The 18,629-nt window shown below is 71.3% G+C and carries 16 protein-coding genes; 10 read left to right on the top strand and 6 right to left on the bottom strand.

Annotated elements, in window-relative coordinates; genetic code table 11:
• Positions 1–7: 7 nt before the first annotated feature.
• The 4 genes from D0Z08_RS27680 to D0Z08_RS27665 all read left to right on the top strand — a co-directional run bounded on the left by D0Z08_RS27680 (position 8) and on the right by D0Z08_RS27665 (position 4,776).
• Positions 8–661, top strand: coding sequence for a thymidine kinase (locus D0Z08_RS27680; RefSeq protein ID WP_118928523.1), 654 nt, complete (start codon positions 8–10; stop codon positions 659–661).
• 108 nt (positions 662–769) lie between these two features.
• Positions 770–1,531: a hypothetical protein gene (locus D0Z08_RS27675; protein ID WP_118928522.1), complete on the top strand. Its 762-nt coding sequence runs from the start codon at positions 770–772 to the stop codon at positions 1,529–1,531.
• A gap of 30 nt (positions 1,532–1,561) precedes the next feature.
• Complete coding sequence (locus D0Z08_RS27670) at positions 1,562–2,734, top strand: hydroxymethylglutaryl-CoA reductase (protein WP_118928521.1); 1,173 nt, start codon at positions 1,562–1,564, stop codon at positions 2,732–2,734.
• Between the two features lie 20 nt (positions 2,735–2,754).
• Positions 2,755–4,776 (top strand): M3 family metallopeptidase, encoded by a 2,022-nt coding sequence (locus D0Z08_RS27665; protein ID WP_118928520.1) that lies wholly within the window; start codon positions 2,755–2,757, stop codon positions 4,774–4,776.
• A 3-nt stretch (positions 4,777–4,779) separates the two neighbouring features.
• On the opposite strand, the gene D0Z08_RS27660 is transcribed toward D0Z08_RS27665, so the two are convergent.
• Complete coding sequence (locus D0Z08_RS27660; protein WP_118928519.1) at positions 4,780–5,586, bottom strand: LLM class flavin-dependent oxidoreductase; 807 nt, start codon at positions 5,584–5,586, stop codon at positions 4,780–4,782.
• Positions 5,583–6,398: an alpha/beta fold hydrolase gene (locus D0Z08_RS27655; protein WP_118928518.1), complete on the bottom strand. Its 816-nt coding sequence runs from the start codon at positions 6,396–6,398 to the stop codon at positions 5,583–5,585. The genes D0Z08_RS27660 and D0Z08_RS27655 overlap by 4 nt, the downstream gene beginning before the upstream one ends.
• Before the next feature lie 80 nt (positions 6,399–6,478).
• Here D0Z08_RS27655 and D0Z08_RS27650 point away from each other — a divergent pair, with 80 nt between their 5' ends.
• On the top strand, positions 6,479–7,369 hold the full coding sequence (locus tag D0Z08_RS27650; RefSeq protein ID WP_118928535.1) for a LysR family transcriptional regulator: 891 nt from the start codon (positions 6,479–6,481) through the stop codon (positions 7,367–7,369).
• Here D0Z08_RS27650 and D0Z08_RS27645 read toward each other — a convergent pair whose 3' ends face one another.
• From D0Z08_RS27645 to D0Z08_RS27635, 3 genes are all read right to left on the bottom strand, one after another.
• Positions 7,370–8,554 (bottom strand): PQQ-dependent sugar dehydrogenase, encoded by a 1,185-nt coding sequence (locus D0Z08_RS27645; RefSeq protein ID WP_118928517.1) that lies wholly within the window; start codon positions 8,552–8,554, stop codon positions 7,370–7,372.
• 32 nt (positions 8,555–8,586) lie between these two features.
• Entirely contained in the window at positions 8,587–9,414 is an 828-nt protein-coding gene (gene panB / locus D0Z08_RS27640) for a 3-methyl-2-oxobutanoate hydroxymethyltransferase (RefSeq protein WP_118928516.1), read from the bottom strand.
• 131 nt (positions 9,415–9,545) lie between these two features.
• Positions 9,546–10,040, bottom strand: coding sequence for a VOC family protein (locus D0Z08_RS27635; RefSeq protein WP_118928515.1), 495 nt, complete (start codon positions 10,038–10,040; stop codon positions 9,546–9,548).
• Positions 10,041–10,113: 73 nt separating this feature from the next.
• Between D0Z08_RS27635 and D0Z08_RS27630 the strand changes: the two genes are divergently transcribed.
• Entirely contained in the window at positions 10,114–12,159 is a 2,046-nt protein-coding gene (locus tag D0Z08_RS27630; RefSeq protein ID WP_118928514.1) for an NAD(+) synthase, read from the top strand.
• On the opposite strand, the gene D0Z08_RS27625 is transcribed toward D0Z08_RS27630, so the two are convergent.
• Positions 12,156–12,620, bottom strand: coding sequence for a hypothetical protein (locus D0Z08_RS27625; RefSeq protein ID WP_147381556.1), 465 nt, complete (start codon positions 12,618–12,620; stop codon positions 12,156–12,158). The genes D0Z08_RS27630 and D0Z08_RS27625 overlap by 4 nt on opposite strands.
• Positions 12,621–12,735: 115 nt before the next feature.
• Here D0Z08_RS27625 and D0Z08_RS27620 point away from each other — a divergent pair, with 115 nt between their 5' ends.
• From D0Z08_RS27620 to D0Z08_RS27605, 4 genes are all read left to right on the top strand, one after another.
• The gene (locus D0Z08_RS27620; protein ID WP_118928512.1) at positions 12,736–13,419 is read left to right on the top strand and encodes a helix-turn-helix transcriptional regulator; all 684 of its coding nucleotides are present in this window, start codon (positions 12,736–12,738) and stop codon (positions 13,417–13,419) included.
• A 9-nt stretch (positions 13,420–13,428) separates the two neighbouring features.
• Positions 13,429–14,766 carry a glutamine synthetase family protein gene (locus D0Z08_RS27615; RefSeq protein ID WP_118928511.1) on the top strand — a complete coding sequence of 446 codons (1,338 nt, stop codon included), beginning with the start codon at positions 13,429–13,431 and terminating at the stop codon, positions 14,764–14,766.
• Positions 14,767–14,770: 4 nt separating this feature from the next.
• Positions 14,771–17,743 carry a bifunctional [glutamine synthetase] adenylyltransferase/[glutamine synthetase]-adenylyl-L-tyrosine phosphorylase gene (locus tag D0Z08_RS27610; RefSeq protein WP_118928510.1) on the top strand — a complete coding sequence of 991 codons (2,973 nt, stop codon included), beginning with the start codon at positions 14,771–14,773 and terminating at the stop codon, positions 17,741–17,743.
• A gap of 172 nt (positions 17,744–17,915) precedes the next feature.
• Positions 17,916–18,476 carry a manganese efflux pump MntP gene (locus tag D0Z08_RS27605; RefSeq protein WP_220454397.1) on the top strand — a complete coding sequence of 187 codons (561 nt, stop codon included), beginning with the start codon at positions 17,916–17,918 and terminating at the stop codon, positions 18,474–18,476.
• Positions 18,477–18,629: the final 153 nt, after the last annotated feature.

Here is an 18,629-nt window from a genome sequence, read left to right as displayed (position 1 = left end):
TCACCGCGTGGCGGAGCTGACCTTCTGGACGGGCACGATGGACGCGGGGAAGTCGACGCTCGCCTTGCAGACCAACCACAACCACGCCGCCCGCGGCCGGGTCGGGAGGCTCTACACCTCCCACGACCGCGCGGGCGTGGCGACGGTGTCGTCGCGGCTCGGCCTCACCGCCGAGGCGCACGAGGTGACCCCCGAGTTCGACTTCTGGCGGACGACGGTCGACGCGCTCACGCAGGGAGCGCGGATCGACTACTTCGTGTGTGACGAGGCGCAGTTCTACACCCGGGACCAGATCGACGACCTGGCCAAGATCGTCGACGAGCTGCAGATCGACATCTTCTGCTTCGGGATCCTCACCGACTTCCGGACCCGGCTCTTCGAGGGATCGGCCCGGCTGGTCGAGCTCGCCGACCGGACCGAGGTGCTCCAGGTCGAGGCGCTGTGCTGGTGCGGCAAGCGGGCCACGCACAACGCCCGCACCGAGGACGGCGTGATGATCACCGAGGGCGAGGTGATCGTGGTGGGCGACGTCGACGTACCGACCGACGAGCCGACCGTCGTGTCCTACGAGGTGCTGTGCCGCCAGCACCACCGTCGCGGGCTGACTGCTGCGCGGGCGCGGGCCGTGTCGCTCGCCCCGGACCCGCTCCCGTTCGGCTGACGGTCTCTCGGGTGTCTCAACGGCGGCTCAACTTCGGCCGCCGACCTCCCGGTGGCCAGTCGTCGCGGTGAGGATGTGCCTCCCTGATCCCCCTCGGAAGGCACCCCCATGTCTCGCTCTGGCTTCATCCGTCATCTCCCGCGTCCGCAGCTGACCTACGCCAACATCTGCTCGACGGCGGCGCTCGTCCTCGCCCTCGGCACGGGTACGGCGTACGCCGCCGCGACCATCACGTCCGCCGACATCGTGGACGGGGAGGTGAAGCGGCCCGACATCGCGTCACAAGCGGTGAACTCGGGCAAGATCGCCCAGCAGGGCGTGAGGGCGGAAGACGTGCTGCTCGGCACTCTCACCGGTGACCAGGTCGCCGACGGAGCTCTCGGGAGCGCCGACCTCGCCGACAACTCGGTCGGGTCGCTCGAGATCCAGACTGACGGAGTCGGTGCCACCGAGATCCGGCCCTCCAGCGTCGACGCCGACGAGCTGAGCGACGGCGGTGTGACCGAGGACGACCTCGGAGCCGGGTCGGTGGGAGGGAGTGAGGTCGACGACTCGTCACTGACCGGCGCGGACATCGCGAACGACGGGCTGAGCATGTCCGACATCGTCGGTGGCGGCACCACCAACGGGCACGTGGGGTTCAGCCCCATCTCGAACGGCCGGTGCCTGGAGGTGAGCCTCGGGATCAACGGCGGTACGGCGGGTGATGGGGTGGTGATCACGACGAAGGGCGACATGCCCAACGGCGTCTTCCTCTACGGCACCGAGGTGCCGGCGCCCGGCACCGCGAAGGCGGTGATCTGCAACATGAGCGGGGCCACCTCGCCGCAGATCACCGACATGCCCGTGCGGATCCACACCTTCCACTGACCCTGCCGTCGGACTGGCACACTCCTCGCCATGGCCGACCTGAGGATCCCGCGCGACCGGGACGACGACTACTCCGCCGCCGCGATCAAGGCCCGGCAGGAGCTGATCCGCACGAGCTCCGTCAGCGCGCTCGAGCACGTCGGGAGCTACTCGCTCGACCCCCGGACGCTGCCCGGCAACATCGAGAACTTCTTCGGCGTCGCGCAGGTGCCGATCGGCCTCGCCGGTCCGCTGCTGGTCAACGGTGAGCACGCCCAGGGGGAGTTCCTCGTCCCGTTGGCGACGACCGAGGGGACGCTGGTGGCGTCGTACAGCCGCGGCATGAAGCTGTGCCGCGAAGCCGGCGGCGTCACCACGACGGTGCTGGACGACAAGATGCAGCGGGCGCCGGTGTTCAGCTTCGAGAGCGCCCGCGAGGCCAAGGCGTTCGCGACCTGGCTCGAGGCGAACTTCGAGCCGATCGCCGCCGCCGCACAGACCACGACGAGCTCCGGGAAGCTGATCGGGATCCAGCAGTTCGCGGTCTCCAAGCTGCTCTACACCCGTTTCAACTACACGACCGGCGACGCGGCCGGCCAGAACATGACCGGCAAGGCGACCTTCGCTGCGTGCGCGTGGATCAAGCAGAACTACCCCGGGGAGCTGCACTTCCTCCTCGAGGGCCAGTTCGCGACCGACAAGAAGACGTCGGTCGTCAACATGCTGCACACGCGCGGCAAGCGGGTGGTCGCCGAGATCACGCTTCCGGCCGCGTTGGTCGAGGAGCAGATGCACGTCAGCACCGACAAGCTGTTCGCCGCCCGGATGCGCGGCCAGCTCGGCGCGATCATGTCCGTCACCAACAACAACGGCAACCACTCCGCCAACGGCATCACGGCGATGTTCATCGCCACCGGCCAGGACGTCGCCAACGTCGCGGAGAGCTCCGCGCTCTACGGGTTCTCCGAGCTGCTGCCGAACGGCGACTTCTACGCGTCGGTCACGCTCCCGTCGCTGATCATCGCGACGTACGGCGGCGGCACCGGGCTGGCCACGCAGCGCGAGTGCCTCGAGATCATGGATTGCTACGGCACCGGCAAGGTGCTGAAGCTGGCAGAGATCATCGCCGCCACGGTGCTCGCGGGGGAGCTCTCCCTCGGCTCGGCGGTCGTGGCCGAGGAGTGGGTCCAGGCACACGACGATCTCGGTCGCAATCGCCCTTGACCCCGACCTAGGGTGGCGCCATGCACCCCCTGCTCCAGCCCAGCGACCTGCCCTACCAGCTGCCGAGGTTCGCCGACTTCGGCGACGACGACTTCGGTCCGGCCATCGACGAGGGGATGGCCGCGCAGCTCGCCGCGGTCGCCGAGATCACGGCGAACCCCGAGCCGGCGAGCTTCGACAACACGCTGGTGCCGCTCGAGCGGAGCGGCGAGGGCCTGTCCCGGGTGCTGCGGATCTTCTCCAACAAGGCCAGCGCCGACACGAACGAGGCGATCGACGAGCTGCGTGCGACGTACGCACCGAGGCTGGCCGCGCACTCCGACGCGATCACGCTCGACCCTGCGCTCTACGAGCGCCTGCTCGCCGTGCACGACCAGCGCGACCGGCTCGACCCCGAGGCTCGCTACCTGGTGGAGCGCTACGTCGTCGAGTTCACCCTCGCCGGTGCGGCGCTGGGCGAGGACGACAAGGCGCGGCTCCGCAAGCTCAACGAGCAGGTCTCCGCGCAGGAGACGGCCTTCGAGATCACCCTCCAGGCCGACTCCAACGACCTCGCCGTCGTGATCGACGACGAGTCCGACCTGGCCGGCCTGACGTCAGGCGAGATCTCGGCGGCGGCCGCTGCCGCCGCCTCGCGTGGGTTGGAGGGGAAGTGGCTGCTGACGCTGGTGCTGCCGACCCCGCACCCGCACCTGGCAGCGCTGACCGACCGCGACGTGCGCCGTCGGCTCTCGGAGGCGCAGCGGGCACGGGGGAGCCGTGGCGGTGCCCACGACACCCGGCAGATCGCGCTCGACATCCTCCGGCTGCGTGCCGAGCGGGCCCAGCTGCTCGGCTTCGCCAACCACGCGGAGCTGGTGACCAAGGACAACACCGCGGGCACACCGGCCGCCGTACGCGAGATGCTCGCCCGGCTGGCCGCGCCCGCCGCGCGCAACGCCCGGCTCGAGCAGGAGGCACTCTCCGCCAACGCCGGGTTCCCGGTCGAGGCGCACGACTGGGCCTACTACGCCGAGCAGGTCCGGTCGGCGGAGTACGACGTCGACCTGGCCGCGCTCCGTCCGTGGTTCGAGGCCGAGCGGGTGCTCCAGGACGGGGTGTTCTTCGCGGCCAACCGGCTCTACGGGCTGACCTTCACCGAGCGCACCGATCTCGACGGCTACCACCCCGACGTCCGGGTCTTCGAGGTCCGCCAGGACGACGCCCCGGTCGGTCTCTACCTGCTGGACCTCTACACGCGCGACTCCAAGCGGGGCGGCGCCTGGATGAGCAGCTTCGTCAGCCAGTCGGAGCTGCTCGGCGTGGACACCGCCGTCGTCTTCAACAACCTCAACGTGCCGAAGCCCGCCCCCGGTGAGGCCACGCTGCTGACCTACGACGAGACCCGCACCCTGTTCCACGAGTTCGGACATGCGCTGCACGGGCTGCTCGCGCGGGCGACCTACCCACGCTTCGCCGGCACCGCAGTCTTCCGCGACTTCGTCGAGTACCCCTCGCAGGTCAACGAGATGTGGATGCTGTGGCCGGAGGTCCTCGCCAACTACGCCGTCCACCACGAGACCGGCGAGCCGATCCCGGCCGAGGTGGTCGAGCGGATCGAGGCATCCGCGACCTTCAACGAGGGCTTCAAGACCAGCGAGTACCTCGCCGCCGCGCTCCTCGACCTGGCCTGGCACGAGCTCGGTCCGGACCAGGTGCCGGCCGACCCGGCCGACGTGCTGCGGTTCGAGGCGGACGCGCTGGCTGCCGTCGGGCTCGACAACCCCGCGGTGCCCACGCGCTACTCGACGCCGTACTTCGCCCACAGCATGAGCTCCGGCTACGCGTCCGCCTACTACTCCTACATCTGGAGCGAGGTCCTCGACGCCGACACCGTGAAGTGGTTCGAGGAGAGCGGCGGCCTCACCCGCGCCAACGGCGACCTCTACCGGAAGTACGTCATCGGCATCGGCGGCACCAAGGACCCGCTGGCCTCGTACGCCGAGTGGCGCGGCCGCGCTGCCCCGATCGAGCCGCTGCTGGAGCGCCGCGGGCTGGTGTGACCCTCAGTTGAACGGGCCGTCGGCGATGAAGCCGCGGACCCGATCGAGGGTCAGGCCCTCGGCCTCGACGTCCGTGACGCACCAGGTGGCACCGGCGTCCACGTAGGCCGACGGGTCGAGGCCCGGCTCGATCGCCGCGATGACGTCGTACGGCGCCGCGGCGTCGTCCCGGAGCCCCGAAACCGCGGCGACCTCCTCGGCGAGCTGGTCGGGACCGGCGAGGTTGACCGGGAAGAACCCGTCATGGCGCGCTGCCCGCTCACGCGGGCGGGCCTTGCCGGGGAAGCCCGCCATCCAGATCGGGATCGATCCCTGGGTCGGACGGGGCAGGAAGCGGACGCCGTCGACGACGTAGTGCGCGCCGCGGTGGTGCACCGGCTCGCCGGTCCATGCACGCCGGAGGATGTCCAGGGACTCGTCGAGCATCGCTGCGCGGGCGCGGTCGTCGACCTCCTCGCCGAACAGCGAGAACTCACCGCCGAACCGGTCCGAGCCGAGGCCGGCCCCGAGGACGGCCCGGCCGCCGCTGATGATGTCGAGGGCGGCGGTCTCGCGGGCGAGCTTGGCCGGTCGGCGCCGCGCCACCGCGGTCACCAGCGTTCCCAGCCGGATCCGCTCGGTCGCCGTGGCGATCGCCGCCAAGGTGATCCACGGGTCACCGGCCGCGAGGACCGGTTCCCGCCAGCGCAGGTGGTCCCACACGAAGAACCCGTCCCACCCGGCCTCCTCCGCGGCCACCGCGAGCTCCACCGCCACCCGTGGGTCGGCGAGGTCGTCGAAGAGCGGCACCCAGACCGCGCTCCGCGTCACGACGTGTGCTCCAGCAGCGCGGGGACGAACACGTCCCAGGTCTCGGGCGGGACCTCGTGGCCGGCCTTCGGCAGCACCAGCAGCCCGGCTCCGGGGATCGCGGCGCGCAGGGCCTCGCCGTGGTCGAGCGGGAAGACCGGGTCCACCTCGCCGTGGACGACGAGGGACGGCACCCGGATGTCGCCGAAGCCGCCCTTGCGCGGTGTGTCGAAGTCGATGAGGAAGTGGTTGGTCATCGTCGACCTGATCGAGGGGGTGCGCGCCAGGTCGCGCTCGGCGAGCTCGCGGATCGCGTCGGCGTCGAAGTGGGGCGACTCCCCGGCGTACGCCGCCGTCGAGTCGACGAGGTAGTCGAGAACCTCGCCGGGATCTGCCCAGTCGGGCTCCGGGGGGAACGTGACTTGGCCCATGGGGAGCTCTCCCGTGGTCGTGGTGACGAAGGTGACGGTCGCGACCCGATCGGGGTGGTCGACGGCGAGGGCCAACGCCGTCCCGCCGGCCATCGAGCGCCCGACGACGTGTGCCCGCCTGACGTGCAGCGCGTCCAGGATCGCGAGGGCGTCGGCCACCAGGTCGCTGTGCGCGTAGTTCGGCGCGCCCGGCGGGCAGTACGACGACCGCCCGGTGTCGCGGTTGTCGAACCGGATCACGAACCGGCGGCCGGCCGCCAGTCGCTCGCACAGCTCGTCCTCCCACCAGAGCATCGACGCGCACGCGCCGTGGATCAGCAGGATCGCCGGGTCGGCATGATCGCCGAACGTCTGGACGCACAGCTGGACATCGTTGACCTCGAGGAGCTGTTCGGGATTCATGCCGATGACGCTAGGCGGGATCTGAGTTCGTGAAAAGCGATGGATAGTGATGGAAATGATCGGTTTGTATGATCATCGCCATGTTCGAGCTCCGGCACCTTGCGGCCCTCGACGCGATCGCGACCGAGGGCACCTTCGGCCGGGCCGCGACCAGGCTGGGCTACACGCAGTCGACGCTGAGCCAGCAGATCGCGGCGCTCGAGCGCGCGGTCGGCGGACCGGTGTTCGACCGGCCCGGGGGTCCGCGGCCGGCCCGGATCACACCGCTCGGCCGGGTCGTCCTGGAGCACGCCCGGACCATGCTGGCCGCGGCCGACGCGGCAGGGGAGGACATCGCCCGGTTCCACGCCGGCGGCGGCAGGGTCGACGTCGGCACCTTCCAGACGGTCACCAACGTGCTGCTGCCACCGGTCGTGGCCGCCCTCCGGAGCGACCACCCCGACTGCGACATCCGCCTGGTCGAGGACGAGACCGAGACGCCGACGTTGGCGGGACTCGACCTGATGTTCTTCGACGGTCCCGGCGCTCCCGACCTCGATCGGGTCCGGCTGCTGGCCGACGAGCACGTCCTGGTGGCGCCGCGCGCGATGTTCCGGGCCAGCCGGGTCGCGGTCGACCGGCTCGACGGTGTGCCGATGATCGGCCTGCCGCCGATCTGCGACCAGCGGCGGGTCGAGGACCAGCTGGCCGACCTGGGGGTGCGGCCGCGGTTCGTGTTCCGGACCGCCGACAACCAAGCCGTCGTGTCGATGGTGCGGGGCGGGCTCGGGTGCGCCGTACTGCCACTGCTGGCGACCGGCTCGGCACGGTCGGACGACCAGGTGACGCTGCACCGGCTGCGGCCGGCTCTGCCGCCGCGCGAGGTCTACCTGCTGTGGCAGGGCACCTTGTCGCCGCTCGCGGCCCGGCTGCGCGACCTCAGCGTCGCCGCGGCCCGGGACCTCACCTCCTCCGGGGCGTGCCGCTTGTGATCAGCGCGCCGGGCGGACCCGCAGGATCTTGTCGGTGCCGCCGCCGTTCGACGTCGTGATCAGCAGCGAGCCGCGGTAGGCGGTCACGCCGCGCAGGCGGCCGAAGTCGCGCAACCGCGCGGGCGCCCGGGTCCAGCGCAGGTCGCCGCTGGCGTCGAGCTTCACGAACATCAATCGCTCGCCGGCGAGGCAGCCGACGGCCAGGGCGCCGCTGAGGGCACCCCAGCCCCGGCCTCGGACGAAGGCGGCACCGGACGTCGCGATGGTCGGGGTGCCGGACCGCCACTTGGCGCCCCACTGCCGGCCCGGCAGCGAGAAGTCGGTCATGGGCACAGACTCGTTGTAGCCCGGCACCGGGTGCCACCCGAAGTTGCGTCCGCGACCGAGCTTGTTGACCTCGTCGTCGCGGTAGCTGCCGTGCTCGACCGACCAGAGGGTGCCGTCACGACGCTGGGCGAGGCCCTGCACGTTGCGATGGCCGTAGGTGTAGATGAACCGCTTTCGGCCCGACGCGCCCGCCCACGGGTTGGTGGGCCAGGGTCGTCCGGTCGCGGGGTCGAGGCGCAGGGTCTTGCCGCCGAACGACCGGAGGCTCTGCGGGTTCCTGCCGACGGCCGCGTCGCCGGTGCCGACGAGGAGCGCGCCGTTCTTGGCGATGAGGAGGCGGCAGCCGCCGTGCCGGCCGGTGACCGTCGGCAGCCCCTTGACGAGCACGTCGGGACGGCCGACCGCGGTGAGCCCGGGGTCGAGCTTCCAGGCGATCACCCGGATGTCCTTCTTCCCGCCCGGCAGCTTCCAGCCCTGGCAGGTGTAGATCCGCCGGTTCTCGGCGAAGCCGGGATCGATCGCGAGCCCCATCAGACCGGTCTCGCCCGACACCCACACCCGCCGGCTCGGGAAGCCGACCCGCCGGGTGTCACCGTCGGCCCGGACCAGGGTGAGGCTGGCGCGGTCGCGCTGCGTGAACAGCAGCCGGCCCTCGCCGATCGGACGCACGTCCCATGGGTGGTCTAGGCCGTTCGCGACGGTGGTCACCCGCAACGTGGGTGCCGCTCGGCGCGGGCTGCCGTCGTACCCGGCATCTCGGTCGCGGGTCGGCGCCGATGGCGACCCGGATGCCGGGTACGACGCGAGGGTGGTGAGCACGAGGGCGAGGACGGCGATGGGGGCACCGAGTTTGCGCATGCGCCCACCGTACGTCGGAGCCGTTGCGCCCTTCAGAAGGTGTGCTCGGGCCCGGGGAACTCGCCGGCCTTGACCTCGGTGTCGTACGACTTCGCCGCGTCGAGCAGGACCGACCGCAGGTCGGCGTACTGCTTGACGAAGCGCGGCATCCGGCCGGTGCGCAGGCCGAACGCGTCCTGCCACACGAGCACCTGACCGTCGCACTCCTTGCCGGCGCCGATCCCGATCGTGGGGATCTGCAGCTTCTGGGTGACCTGGGCGGCGACGTCGCCGGGGACCATCTCCATGACGACGGCGAACGCGCCCGCCTCCTGGACAGCCTCGGCGTCGCGCAGGACTCGCTCGGCGGTGTCACCGCGGCCCTGCACGCGATAGCCCCCGAGCGCGTGCTCGGACTGGGGCGTGAACCCGATGTGGGCCATGACCGGGATGCCGCCGCGGGTCATCCGCTCGATCTGCGGCGCCATCTCGACGCCGCCCTCGAGCTTCACGCAGTGCGCGCCGCCCTCCTTCATGAACCGGACGGCGGTCAGGTACCCCTGCTCGGGCGACGCCTGGTAGGACCCGAACGGCAGGTCACCGACGACCATCGCGCGCTCGACCGCGCCGCTGACGGCCCGGGTGAGCGGGATCAGCTCGTCGACGGTGATCGGCAGCGACGTGGCGTTGCCGAGGACGTTGTTGGACGCGCTGTCGCCGACCAGCAGGACCTCGATGCCTGCCTCGTCGAAGATCTGCGCGGTCAGCTGGTCATAGCTGGTGAGCATCGAGAAGCGCTCGCCGCGCTCCTTCATCTCGCGCAGGTGGTGCGTTCGGATCCGCTTGATCGTCGGTCCGTACGGCGCAGTTTCCTCGCTCATCGTCGAGCTCCGTCTCCTCGTGACTCGCGGCCCTTGGTCGGGTCCACGTTCCTGGATGGACAACGACGAGGCTAGCCCTGCTGCGGCCCGATCCGCCCTGTGTGCTGCGTCACCCGACGCTCACCCGATCCTCAACCGACGCCGGCCGCGTCGGCCGCCGCCTCGAGGTCGGCCACCACGATCCGGCGCATCCGGAGCATCGCCTGGGTGGCGGCCAGGGCCCGGCCCCGGTCCGGGTCGGACACCAGCTCGTAGAGGCGGGTCGGCACGACCTGCCACGACACCCCGTAGCGGTCCTTGAGCCAGCCGCACACCGACTCCTCGCCGCCGTCGGCCAGCGCGTCCCAGTAGTAGTCGACCTCGGACTGGTCCCGGCAGGAGACGGAGAACGAGATCGCCTCGCTGAACCCGAAGCTCGCCGGCCCGCCGTTGATGCCCCGGAACGTCAGCCCGTCGAGGGTGAACTCGCCGGCCATCACCGTGCCGGGCTCGCCGGGCCCCGCGTCGTTGTAGCGGGTCAGGTGGCCGATCGAGGAGTTCGGGAAGATCCCGGTGTAGAACCGCGCCGCTTCCTCGAGGTCGTCGTCGAACCACAGGCACGGAGAGATGCTGGACGTGATCGTCATGCCGGTGCAGACCGCGGCGTGGCGCCAGACTCATCGAGACGCTCACCGCGCCGCCGATCCCTAGACTCCATCCGTGGACTTCTACTCGGCCTACGCCCAGGGCTTCGCGCGGGTCGCAGCCTGCACGCTGCCGGTGGCACTCGCGGACCCGGCGACCAACACGGCGCGGACCCTCGAGCAGGTCCGCGCGCTGCACGAGCAGGGCGTGGCGGTCGCGGTGTTCCCGGAGCTCGGCCTCACCGGCTACGCCGTCGACGACCTGTTCCTGCAGGACACGCTGCTGGAGTCGGTGCGCACGGCGATCGCAGACCTGGTCGCGGCCTCCGCCGACCTGCTGCCGGTGTTCGTGGTCGGCGCGCCGCTCGAGCACGGCAACCGGATCTACAACTGCGGCGTCGTCGTCCACCGCGGCCGGGTGCTCGGGGTCGCGCCGAAGTCGTACCTGCCGAACTACCGCGAGTTCTACGAGCGGCGCTGGTTCGCGCCGGGCGACGACCTGGCCGCGCAGACGATCGAGCTGGCCGGCCAGGAGGTGCCGCTCGGGCCGGACCTGATCTTCACCGCGACCGACCTGCCGGGCCTGCACCTGCACGTGGAGATCTGCGAGGACATGTGGGTCCCGGTGCCGCCGAGCGCGCAGGCGTCGCTGGCCGGGGCGACGGTGCTCGCCAACCTCAGCGCCAGCCCGGTCACGGTCGGCCGCTCCGAGGGGCGCCGCCAGCTGGTGCAGTCGGCCAGCAACCGCTGCAACGCGGCCTACCTCTACACCGCCGCGGGCCAGGGGGAGTCGACGACCGACCTGTCCTGGGACGGTCAGACGATGGTCTACGAGTGCGGCGACCTGCTCGGCGAGAGCGAGCGGTTCCCGGACGGGCCGCGGGCGACCGTCGTCGACGTCGACCTCGACCGGATGCGCCAGGAGCGGATCCGGCAGGGCAGCCACGACGACAACCGGCGGGGGCTCGGCATCGGTGAGTTCAGGCGGGTCGAGTTCGAGCTGACCCCGCCCGGCGGTGACATCGGCCTGCGACGCAAGGTCGACCGCTACCCGTTCGTCCCCGACGACCCCGCCCGGCTCGCCCTCGACTGCTACGAGGCCTACAACATCCAGGTCTCCGGGCTGGAGCAGCGGCTCGCGGCGATCGGTCAACCCAAGGTCGTCATCGGTGTCAGCGGCGGTCTCGACTCGACCCACGCGCTGATCGTCGCGGCCAAGGCGATGGACCGGCTCGGCCGGCCCCGGAGCGACATCCACGCGTTCACGATGCCCGGCTTCGCGACCGGCGAGACGACGAAGTCCTACGCCACCCGGCTCGCCACCGCGCTCGGCTGCACCTTCGCGGAGATCGACATCAAGCCGGCGGCCGAGCAGATGCTCAAGGACCTCGACCACCCCTTCAGCGAGGGTGACGCCGTCTACGACATCACGTTCGAGAACGTGCAGGCGGGGCTGCGCACCGACTACCTGTTCCGGCTCGCCAACCACCGCGGCGGGATCGTTCTCGGCACCGGCGACCTGTCCGAGCTCGCCCTCGGCTGGTGCACGTACGGCGTCGGCGACCAGATGTCGCACTACAACGTCAACGCCGGCGTGCCGAAGACGCTCATCCAGCACCTGATCCGGTGGGTGATCGACAGCAGTCAGCTTCACGACGGTCAGTACGACGACGCAGCTGACCTGGTGCTGCGAGAGATCCTCGAGCAGGAGATCACGCCCGAGCTGATCCCGACCGAGGATGGCAAGAAGCCGCAGGCGACCGAGGACTCCGTCGGTCCCTACGCGCTGCAGGACTTCACGCTCTTCCACGTGATCCGGCGCGGCTACCGCCCGAGCAAGATCGCGTTCCTCGCGTGGCACGCCTGGAAGGACCCGGCGGCAGGGGAATGGCCGCCGGGGTTCCCGGAGGACGCGCGTACGTCGTACGACCTCGCCACCGTGCGCAGGTGGCTCGAGGTCTTCGTGAAGCGGTTCTTCGCGAGCCAGTTCAAGCGGTCGGCACTGCCGAACGGGCCCAAGGTGAGCAGCGGCGGCACCATGTCACCGCGCGGCGACTGGCGGATGCCGTCAGACGCCAGCGCGGCGGCATGGCTGGCCGAGCTCGAGGCGAACGTCCCCTAGGCCAGGGGTGGGGCCACCTCCCGCTCGCGGTCGCCGTGGGCCATCCGCGCCATGGCGAAGCAGCACAGGGCGAGGGCGATCATCCCGAACACGAGGTGCGCGGCCCCGTCGACCCACATCAGGTTGACGGCGAGCAGGGCGATCGCGAGGCCGAGCAGGTCGCCGCCGATGTGCGGCGCGACCGCGACGCAGGCGGCGAGCGCGACCATCACGACTCCGACCCACAGGATCAGGTCGCTCGCGGTGCCGGGGAAGGCGTCGTTCGCCCAGGTCGCGACGTGGGCCTCCCACGCGACGCCCATGAGGTCGAAGATCATGTCGACGCCCCAGACCAGGGGCAGCGCGATGAACGTGAGCCACAGGGTCAGGCGGCCCTTGCGGTCGGCCGTGATCTCGGAGAAGTGCGTCAGGTCGTGCAGCTCCTCACGCATGTCGTGCAGCAGGTCGTCCTGCCGATGCATGGTGACCATGGTGTTTCCCTTTCTCGAGCGGTCTCTTTGTAAGAGACGTCGTCTTTGACGGTAGACCTGCGGACGTCTTTGAGCAAGACTTCTGTCTGGTAGAGGGGAGCAGGCGATGGACGAGGCGTTCGGCCGACGCGCGGCGACCGTGGCGGCGCTCGCGGACCCGCTGCGGCGAGCGCTGTACCGGTTCGTGGCCGAGCAGCCGGGCGCGGTCAGCCGCGACCAGGCCGCGGAAGGCGTCGAGGTGCCGCGGCACACCGCCAAGTTCCACCTCGACCGACTGGTCGACGAGGGACTCCTCGTCGCCGAGTTCCGGCGGCTCACCGGCCGCACCGGGCCGGGGGCCGGCCGCCCCGCCAAGCTCTACCGCCGGGCTCGCAAGGAGGTGTCGGTCAGCCTGCCCAGCCGCCGCTACGACCTTGCCGGGCAGGTGTTCGCCGACGCCGTCGAGCGGGCGCTGGCCGGCGAGCCGATGGCAGCCGCGCTCGACGACGCGGCCGACGCGGCAGCGCACGCGGTCGCGTCGTCGTACGACGACAGCCCGTCGGTGCCCGACGTCCTGTCCCGTCTCGGCTACGAGCCACGCGAGGAGGGCGGGGTCCGGCTCCGCAACTGCCCCTACGACCGGCTCGCCGCCGACCACCCGGACCTGGTGTGCTCGGTCAACGAGCGCTTCGTGACCGGCCTCTGCGCGGCCCTCGGGAGCGCCGGCAGGGTGACCCGGGCCGGCGCCGGCCCGGGCGCGTCGGGGTGTTGCGTACGGATCGACCCCGAGGACCCAACAACCACCCCCTAGGCTGCAGCCATGGGCAAGCAGGAAGACTTCGTACTCCGCGCTCTCGAAGAGCGTGACGTCCGGTTCGTCCGGCTGTGGTTCACCGATGTGCTCGGCTTCCTGAAGTCGGTCGCGGTCGCACCCGCCGAGCTGGAGGGCGCCTTCGCCGAGGGCATCGGCTTCGACGGCTCGGCGATCGAGGGCTTCGCCCGGGTCTACGAGTCCGACATGCTGGCCAAGCCCGACCCGGCGACCTTCCAGATCCTGCCGTGGCGTGGCGAGGGCCCGGCGACGGCCCGGATGTTCTGCGACATCGTGATGCCCGACGGATCGCCGTCCTTCGCCGACCCGCGCAACGTGCTCAAGCGCACGCTCGCCAAGGCGGGGGAGCAGGGCTTCACGTTCTACACGCACCCCGAGATCGAGTTCTACCTCTTCAAGGACGACCCGCAGCCGGGTGTCGTGCCGGTGCCGATCGACCGCAGCGGCTACTTCGACCACGCCGCGCACTCCGACGGCTCCGACTTCCGTCGTGAGGCCATCACCATGCTCGAGGCGATGGGCATCTCGGTCGAGTTCAGCCACCACGAGGGCGGCCCGGGCCAGCAGGAGATCGACCTGCGCTACGCCGACGCGCTGTCGACGGCCGACAACATCATGACCTTCCGCACCGTGATCCGAGAGGTCGCGCTCGGCCAGGGCATCTGGGCGACCTTCATGCCGAAGCCCTTCACCGAGCAGCCGGGCTCCGGGATGCACACCCACGTCTCGCTCTTCGAGGGCGACCAGAACGCCTTCTACGAGCCGGGCTCCGAGTACCAGCTCTCCAAGATCGGCCGGCAGTTCATCGCCGGCGTGCTCCACCACGCCGGCGAGATCAGCGTGGTGACCAACCAGTGGGTCAACTCCTACAAGCGGATGATGTTCGGCGGCGAGGCTCCGTCGTACGTCTGCTGGGGTCACAACAACCGCTCCGCGATGATCCGGGTGCCGATGTACAAGCCGCTCAAGGGGCAGTCCACCCGGATCGAGCTGCGCACGATCGACGCCGCCTGCAACCCCTACCTCGCGTTCGCTGCCGTGCTCGCGGCCGGCCTCAAGGGCGTCGAGCAGGGCTACGAGCTTCCGCGCGAGGCCGAGGACGACGTCTGGGCGCTGAGCGAGGCCGAGCGCCGCAGCCTCGGCATCGCCCCGCTGCCCAAGAACCTCAACGAGGCGATCGAGATCGCCGAGCAGTCCGAGCTGCTCGCCGAGACGCTGGGGGAGCAGGTCTTCGACTACTTCCTGCGCAACAAGCGCGCCGAGTGGGACGAGTACCGCGGACAGGTGTCGGCGTTCGAGCGCGACCGCATGCTGCCCGTCCTCTGACCGCATGAATCGCGCGACGCTGCGCAGTGAGCTGCTCCGGCACGGCTTCGCCGATGTCGACCGCGCGATGACCGAGCTCGCCGAGCTCGGTGGCGCCGGCCAGGAGCTGGTCGCCATCCTCGGCTGGTCGGCCGAGCCGTCCGCCGCGCTGTCGGCGCTGCTCCGGCTGGCCGACGCGGTCGAGGACCGCGACGGGCTGCTGGCAGCCCTCACGGCCGACGAGGGTACGGCGATGCGGCTGCTCTGCGTCCTCGGCGCCAGTGCCGCCCTGGCCGACCACCTGGTGGCCCACCCCGATCACTGGCGGGTGCTCCAGGACTCGACGCTCGGCACCACCCGGCCGGCCGCCTGGGCGCTCCGCGCGGCGCTGCTGGAGGCCGTCGGCGCGGATCCCGCGGCCGAGGCGCCGGTCGCCACCCTCGACGAGGCCGAGGCGATCGATGCGCTCCGCGTGACCTACCGGCGGCTGCTGCTGCCGCTCGCCGCGCGCGACCTCACCCACGAGCTGAGCGTCGACGACGCGGCCGCCGAGCTGTCCGACCTCGCGGCCGGCACCCTCGACGCAGCCCTCGCCGTTGCCCGCGCCCACGTCGGCGAGGAGGCCGCGTCGGTCCGGCTGTCGGTGATCGCGATGGGCAAGTGCGGCGGCCACGAGCTCAACTACGTCTCGGACGTGGACGTGATCTTCCTGCACGAGGCCGCCGACGGAGCGGACGAGGTCGCCGCCGCGCGCACAGCCGCGCGGCTTGCGTCCCAGCTGATCCAGGTCTGCTCGGCGCAGACCCGTGAGGGCACCATCTGGCCGGTCGACGCCGCGCTCCGCCCGGAGGGCAAGGCGGGCGCGCTCAGCCGCACCCTCGCCGGCCACCGCGGCTACTACGAGCGCTGGGCCGAGCCCTGGGAGTTCCAGGCGCTGCTCAAGGCCCGGCCGGTCGCCGGCGACCTGGAGCTCGGCCGCGATTTCGTCGCGATGGTCAGCCCGATGGTGTGGTCGGTCGCCGACAGGGAGGGCTTCGTCGACGCCGCCCGGGCGATGCGGCGTCGGGTCGTCGACCACATCCCGGTCAAGGAGGCAGATCGAGAGCTCAAGCTGGGAGTCGGCGGCCTGCGGGACGTGGAGTTCGCCGTCCAGCTGCTCCAGCTGGTGCACGGCCGCGCGGACGAGCAGATCCGGCCGCAGGCGACCTTGAGCGCGCTCCACGAGCTCACCAGGGCGGGCTACGTCGGCCGCGAGGACGGCGAGGCGCTCCACAACGCCTACGCGTTCCTCCGCCAGCTCGAGCACCGGATCCAGCTGCACCGGCTCCGCCGTACTCACCTGGTGCCGGAGGACGACGCCTCCCTGCGCCGGCTCGGCCGCAGCCTCGGCTTCATGAAGGAGCCGAACCAGCGGCTGGTCCGCACCTGGCAGCACCACCGCCGCGAGGTCAGCCGGCTCCACCAGAAGCTGTTCTACCGGCCGCTGCTGTCCGCGGTCGCCCAGATCGCCGGCGACGACGTACGGCTCTCCTCCGAGGCAGCGCGCGCCCGGCTGGCCGCGCTCGGGTACGACGACCCCGCCGCCGCCCTCCGCTCCCTGGAGGCGCTCACCGCCGGCGTCACCCGCACGGCCAACATCCAGCGGGCGCTGCTGCCCGCGATGCTGCAGTGGTTCGCCGACGGGGCCGACCCGGACGCGGGGCTGTTCGGGTTCCGGAGGATCAGCGAGGCGCTCGGCCGCACGCCCTGGTACCTCACCACGCTCCGCGACGAGGGGGAGATCGCCGAGCGTCTCGCCCACCTGCTGTCGACCGCGCGCTACTGCTCGGACCTGCTGGAGCGCGAGCCCCAGGGGATCAAGCTGCTCGGCGGCGACCTCACACCCCAGCCCTCGGCCGTGCTCACCGAGGAGATGCTCGCGACCGCGGGCCGGCAGGAGGACGTCGATCGCGCGGTGAAGGCGGTCCGCGCCGTACGCCGCCGCGAGCTGCTGCGCACCGCCGCCGGCGACGTCCTCGGTCTCACCGACGTCGCCGACGTCGGCAACGCGCTCTCGCGGATCACGGACGCCACCCTCGAGGCCACGCTCGCCGTCGTGGGCGAGTCGGTCCGGGTGCAGCGCGGCCTCGACGCGGCGCCCACCCGGTTGGCGATCATCGCCATGGGCCGCTACGGCGGGTTCGAGCTCTCCTACGGCAGCGACGCCGACGTGCTCTTCGTGCACGAGCCCGAGGACGGGGTCGACCAGCACGAGGCGGCGTCGTACGCCAAGGCCGTGGTCGAGGGCGTACGGCGCACGCTCGCACTCCCCGGCGGCGACCCGCCGCTCGTCGTCGACGCCGACCTCCGCCCGGAGGGGAAGCAGGGGCCGCTGATCCGGACCCTCGACGCCTACGCCGCCTACTACGCCAAGTGGTCCAAGGTCTGGGAGGCGCAGGCGCTGCTGCGCGCCGACGCCGTGGTCGGCGACCTCGAGGTCCGCGAGCAGTTCACCGCGCTGATCGACCCGCTCCGCTACCCGGCCGGGGGGCTGGCCGAGGACGACGTCATCGAGGTACGGCGGATCAAGGCCCGCGTCGACAACGAGCGGCTGCCGCGCGGCGCGGACCCCGCTCTCCACTTCAAGCTCGGTCGCGGGGGACTCGCCGACATCGAATGGACCGTCCAGCTGCTGCAGCTCCGGCACGGCGCCGACGTCCCCGGGCTGCGCACCACCCAGACCCTCGCCGCCCTCGCCGCGGCGACCGAGGCAGGGCTCCTCGACAGCGACGATGCCGAGGTGCTGACCGCCGCCTGGCGCGACGTCAGCCGGGTGCGCAACGCCGCGACGCTGGCCCGCGGGAAGCCGGTCGAGCAGATGCCCCGGCCGTCCCGCGAGCGACGTGCGGTGGCCGGGATCCTGGGCTATCCGCTCGATCAATCCGACGCGATGGTCAACGACTACCTGCGCGCAACGCGGCGCGCGCGAGCGGTCGTCGATCGCGTTTTCTGGGACTGATCGTCGCGGACATTCCACGTGCCGAGGGGGATGACAGGTTCCCAGGACGGGTGTGTAATGATGGGGTCGTCGGGCCGTGGCCGACCCCCCCAGAGGTCACGGCCCGACGCCTATTTCCCCGAGATTGCGGCGGCCTGACGCTCCGGCAGCTGCTCCCCAGGACGGTTCTCTCGTGACTCCAGCCGAGGTCGTCGTACTGGCGTTCGCCCTGGCGATGGACGCCGTCGCGGTGTCTCTCGCCGAAGGTCTCCGGCTGCGTCGCCCGAGCTGGCGCGACGCGCTGTTCCTGGCAGGGATGTTCGGCCTCTTCCAGGCGCTCATGCCCGTGCTCGGCTGGGCCCTGGCGTTCAGGTTCGCCGACACCGTCAGCGCCGCGACGCCGTGGATCGCGTTCGGCATGCTCGCCCTGATCGGCGCGCACATGATCAAGGAGTCGTTCGAGGACGACGACGATCACGGGGTGACGTCGCTCGTCACCCTCCGGACCGTGACGCCCCTCGCGATCGCGACCTCGATCGACGCCGCGGCCGTCGGCGTCACCTTCGGCGTGCTCGAGGTCGACGTCGCCCCGGCCGTCACGGTCATCGGTGTCATCACCGCCGTGCTGTCGCTCGGAGCCGTCTTCATCGGCGCCCGGGTGGGGGAGCGGCTCGGCCGCTGGGCGGAGCTGGTCGGCGGCGTGATCCTGGTCGCGATCGGCCTGCGGATCCTGCTCGACCACCTCATCGGCTGAGGCTGCGAGCCCGCCGGAGTCGTGGCGGACGGCGGTCCGTTATCGGAAACGGTGCCCAAAAACTGTCGATCCCCTGCCGGCTCCAACGGCAGGGGATCGATCTCCGGACTGGGGGAATAGCCCGGCCGAAACGCCTGATCCTAGCGGTCGAAC

Source organism: Nocardioides immobilis, from assembly GCF_003515065.1.
GTDB classification, from domain to species: Bacteria; Actinomycetota; Actinomycetes; order Propionibacteriales; family Nocardioidaceae; genus Nocardioides; species Nocardioides immobilis.
Note: the sequence above shows the minus strand (reverse complement) of the source record. Positions and strands in the feature narration are given on the sequence as shown.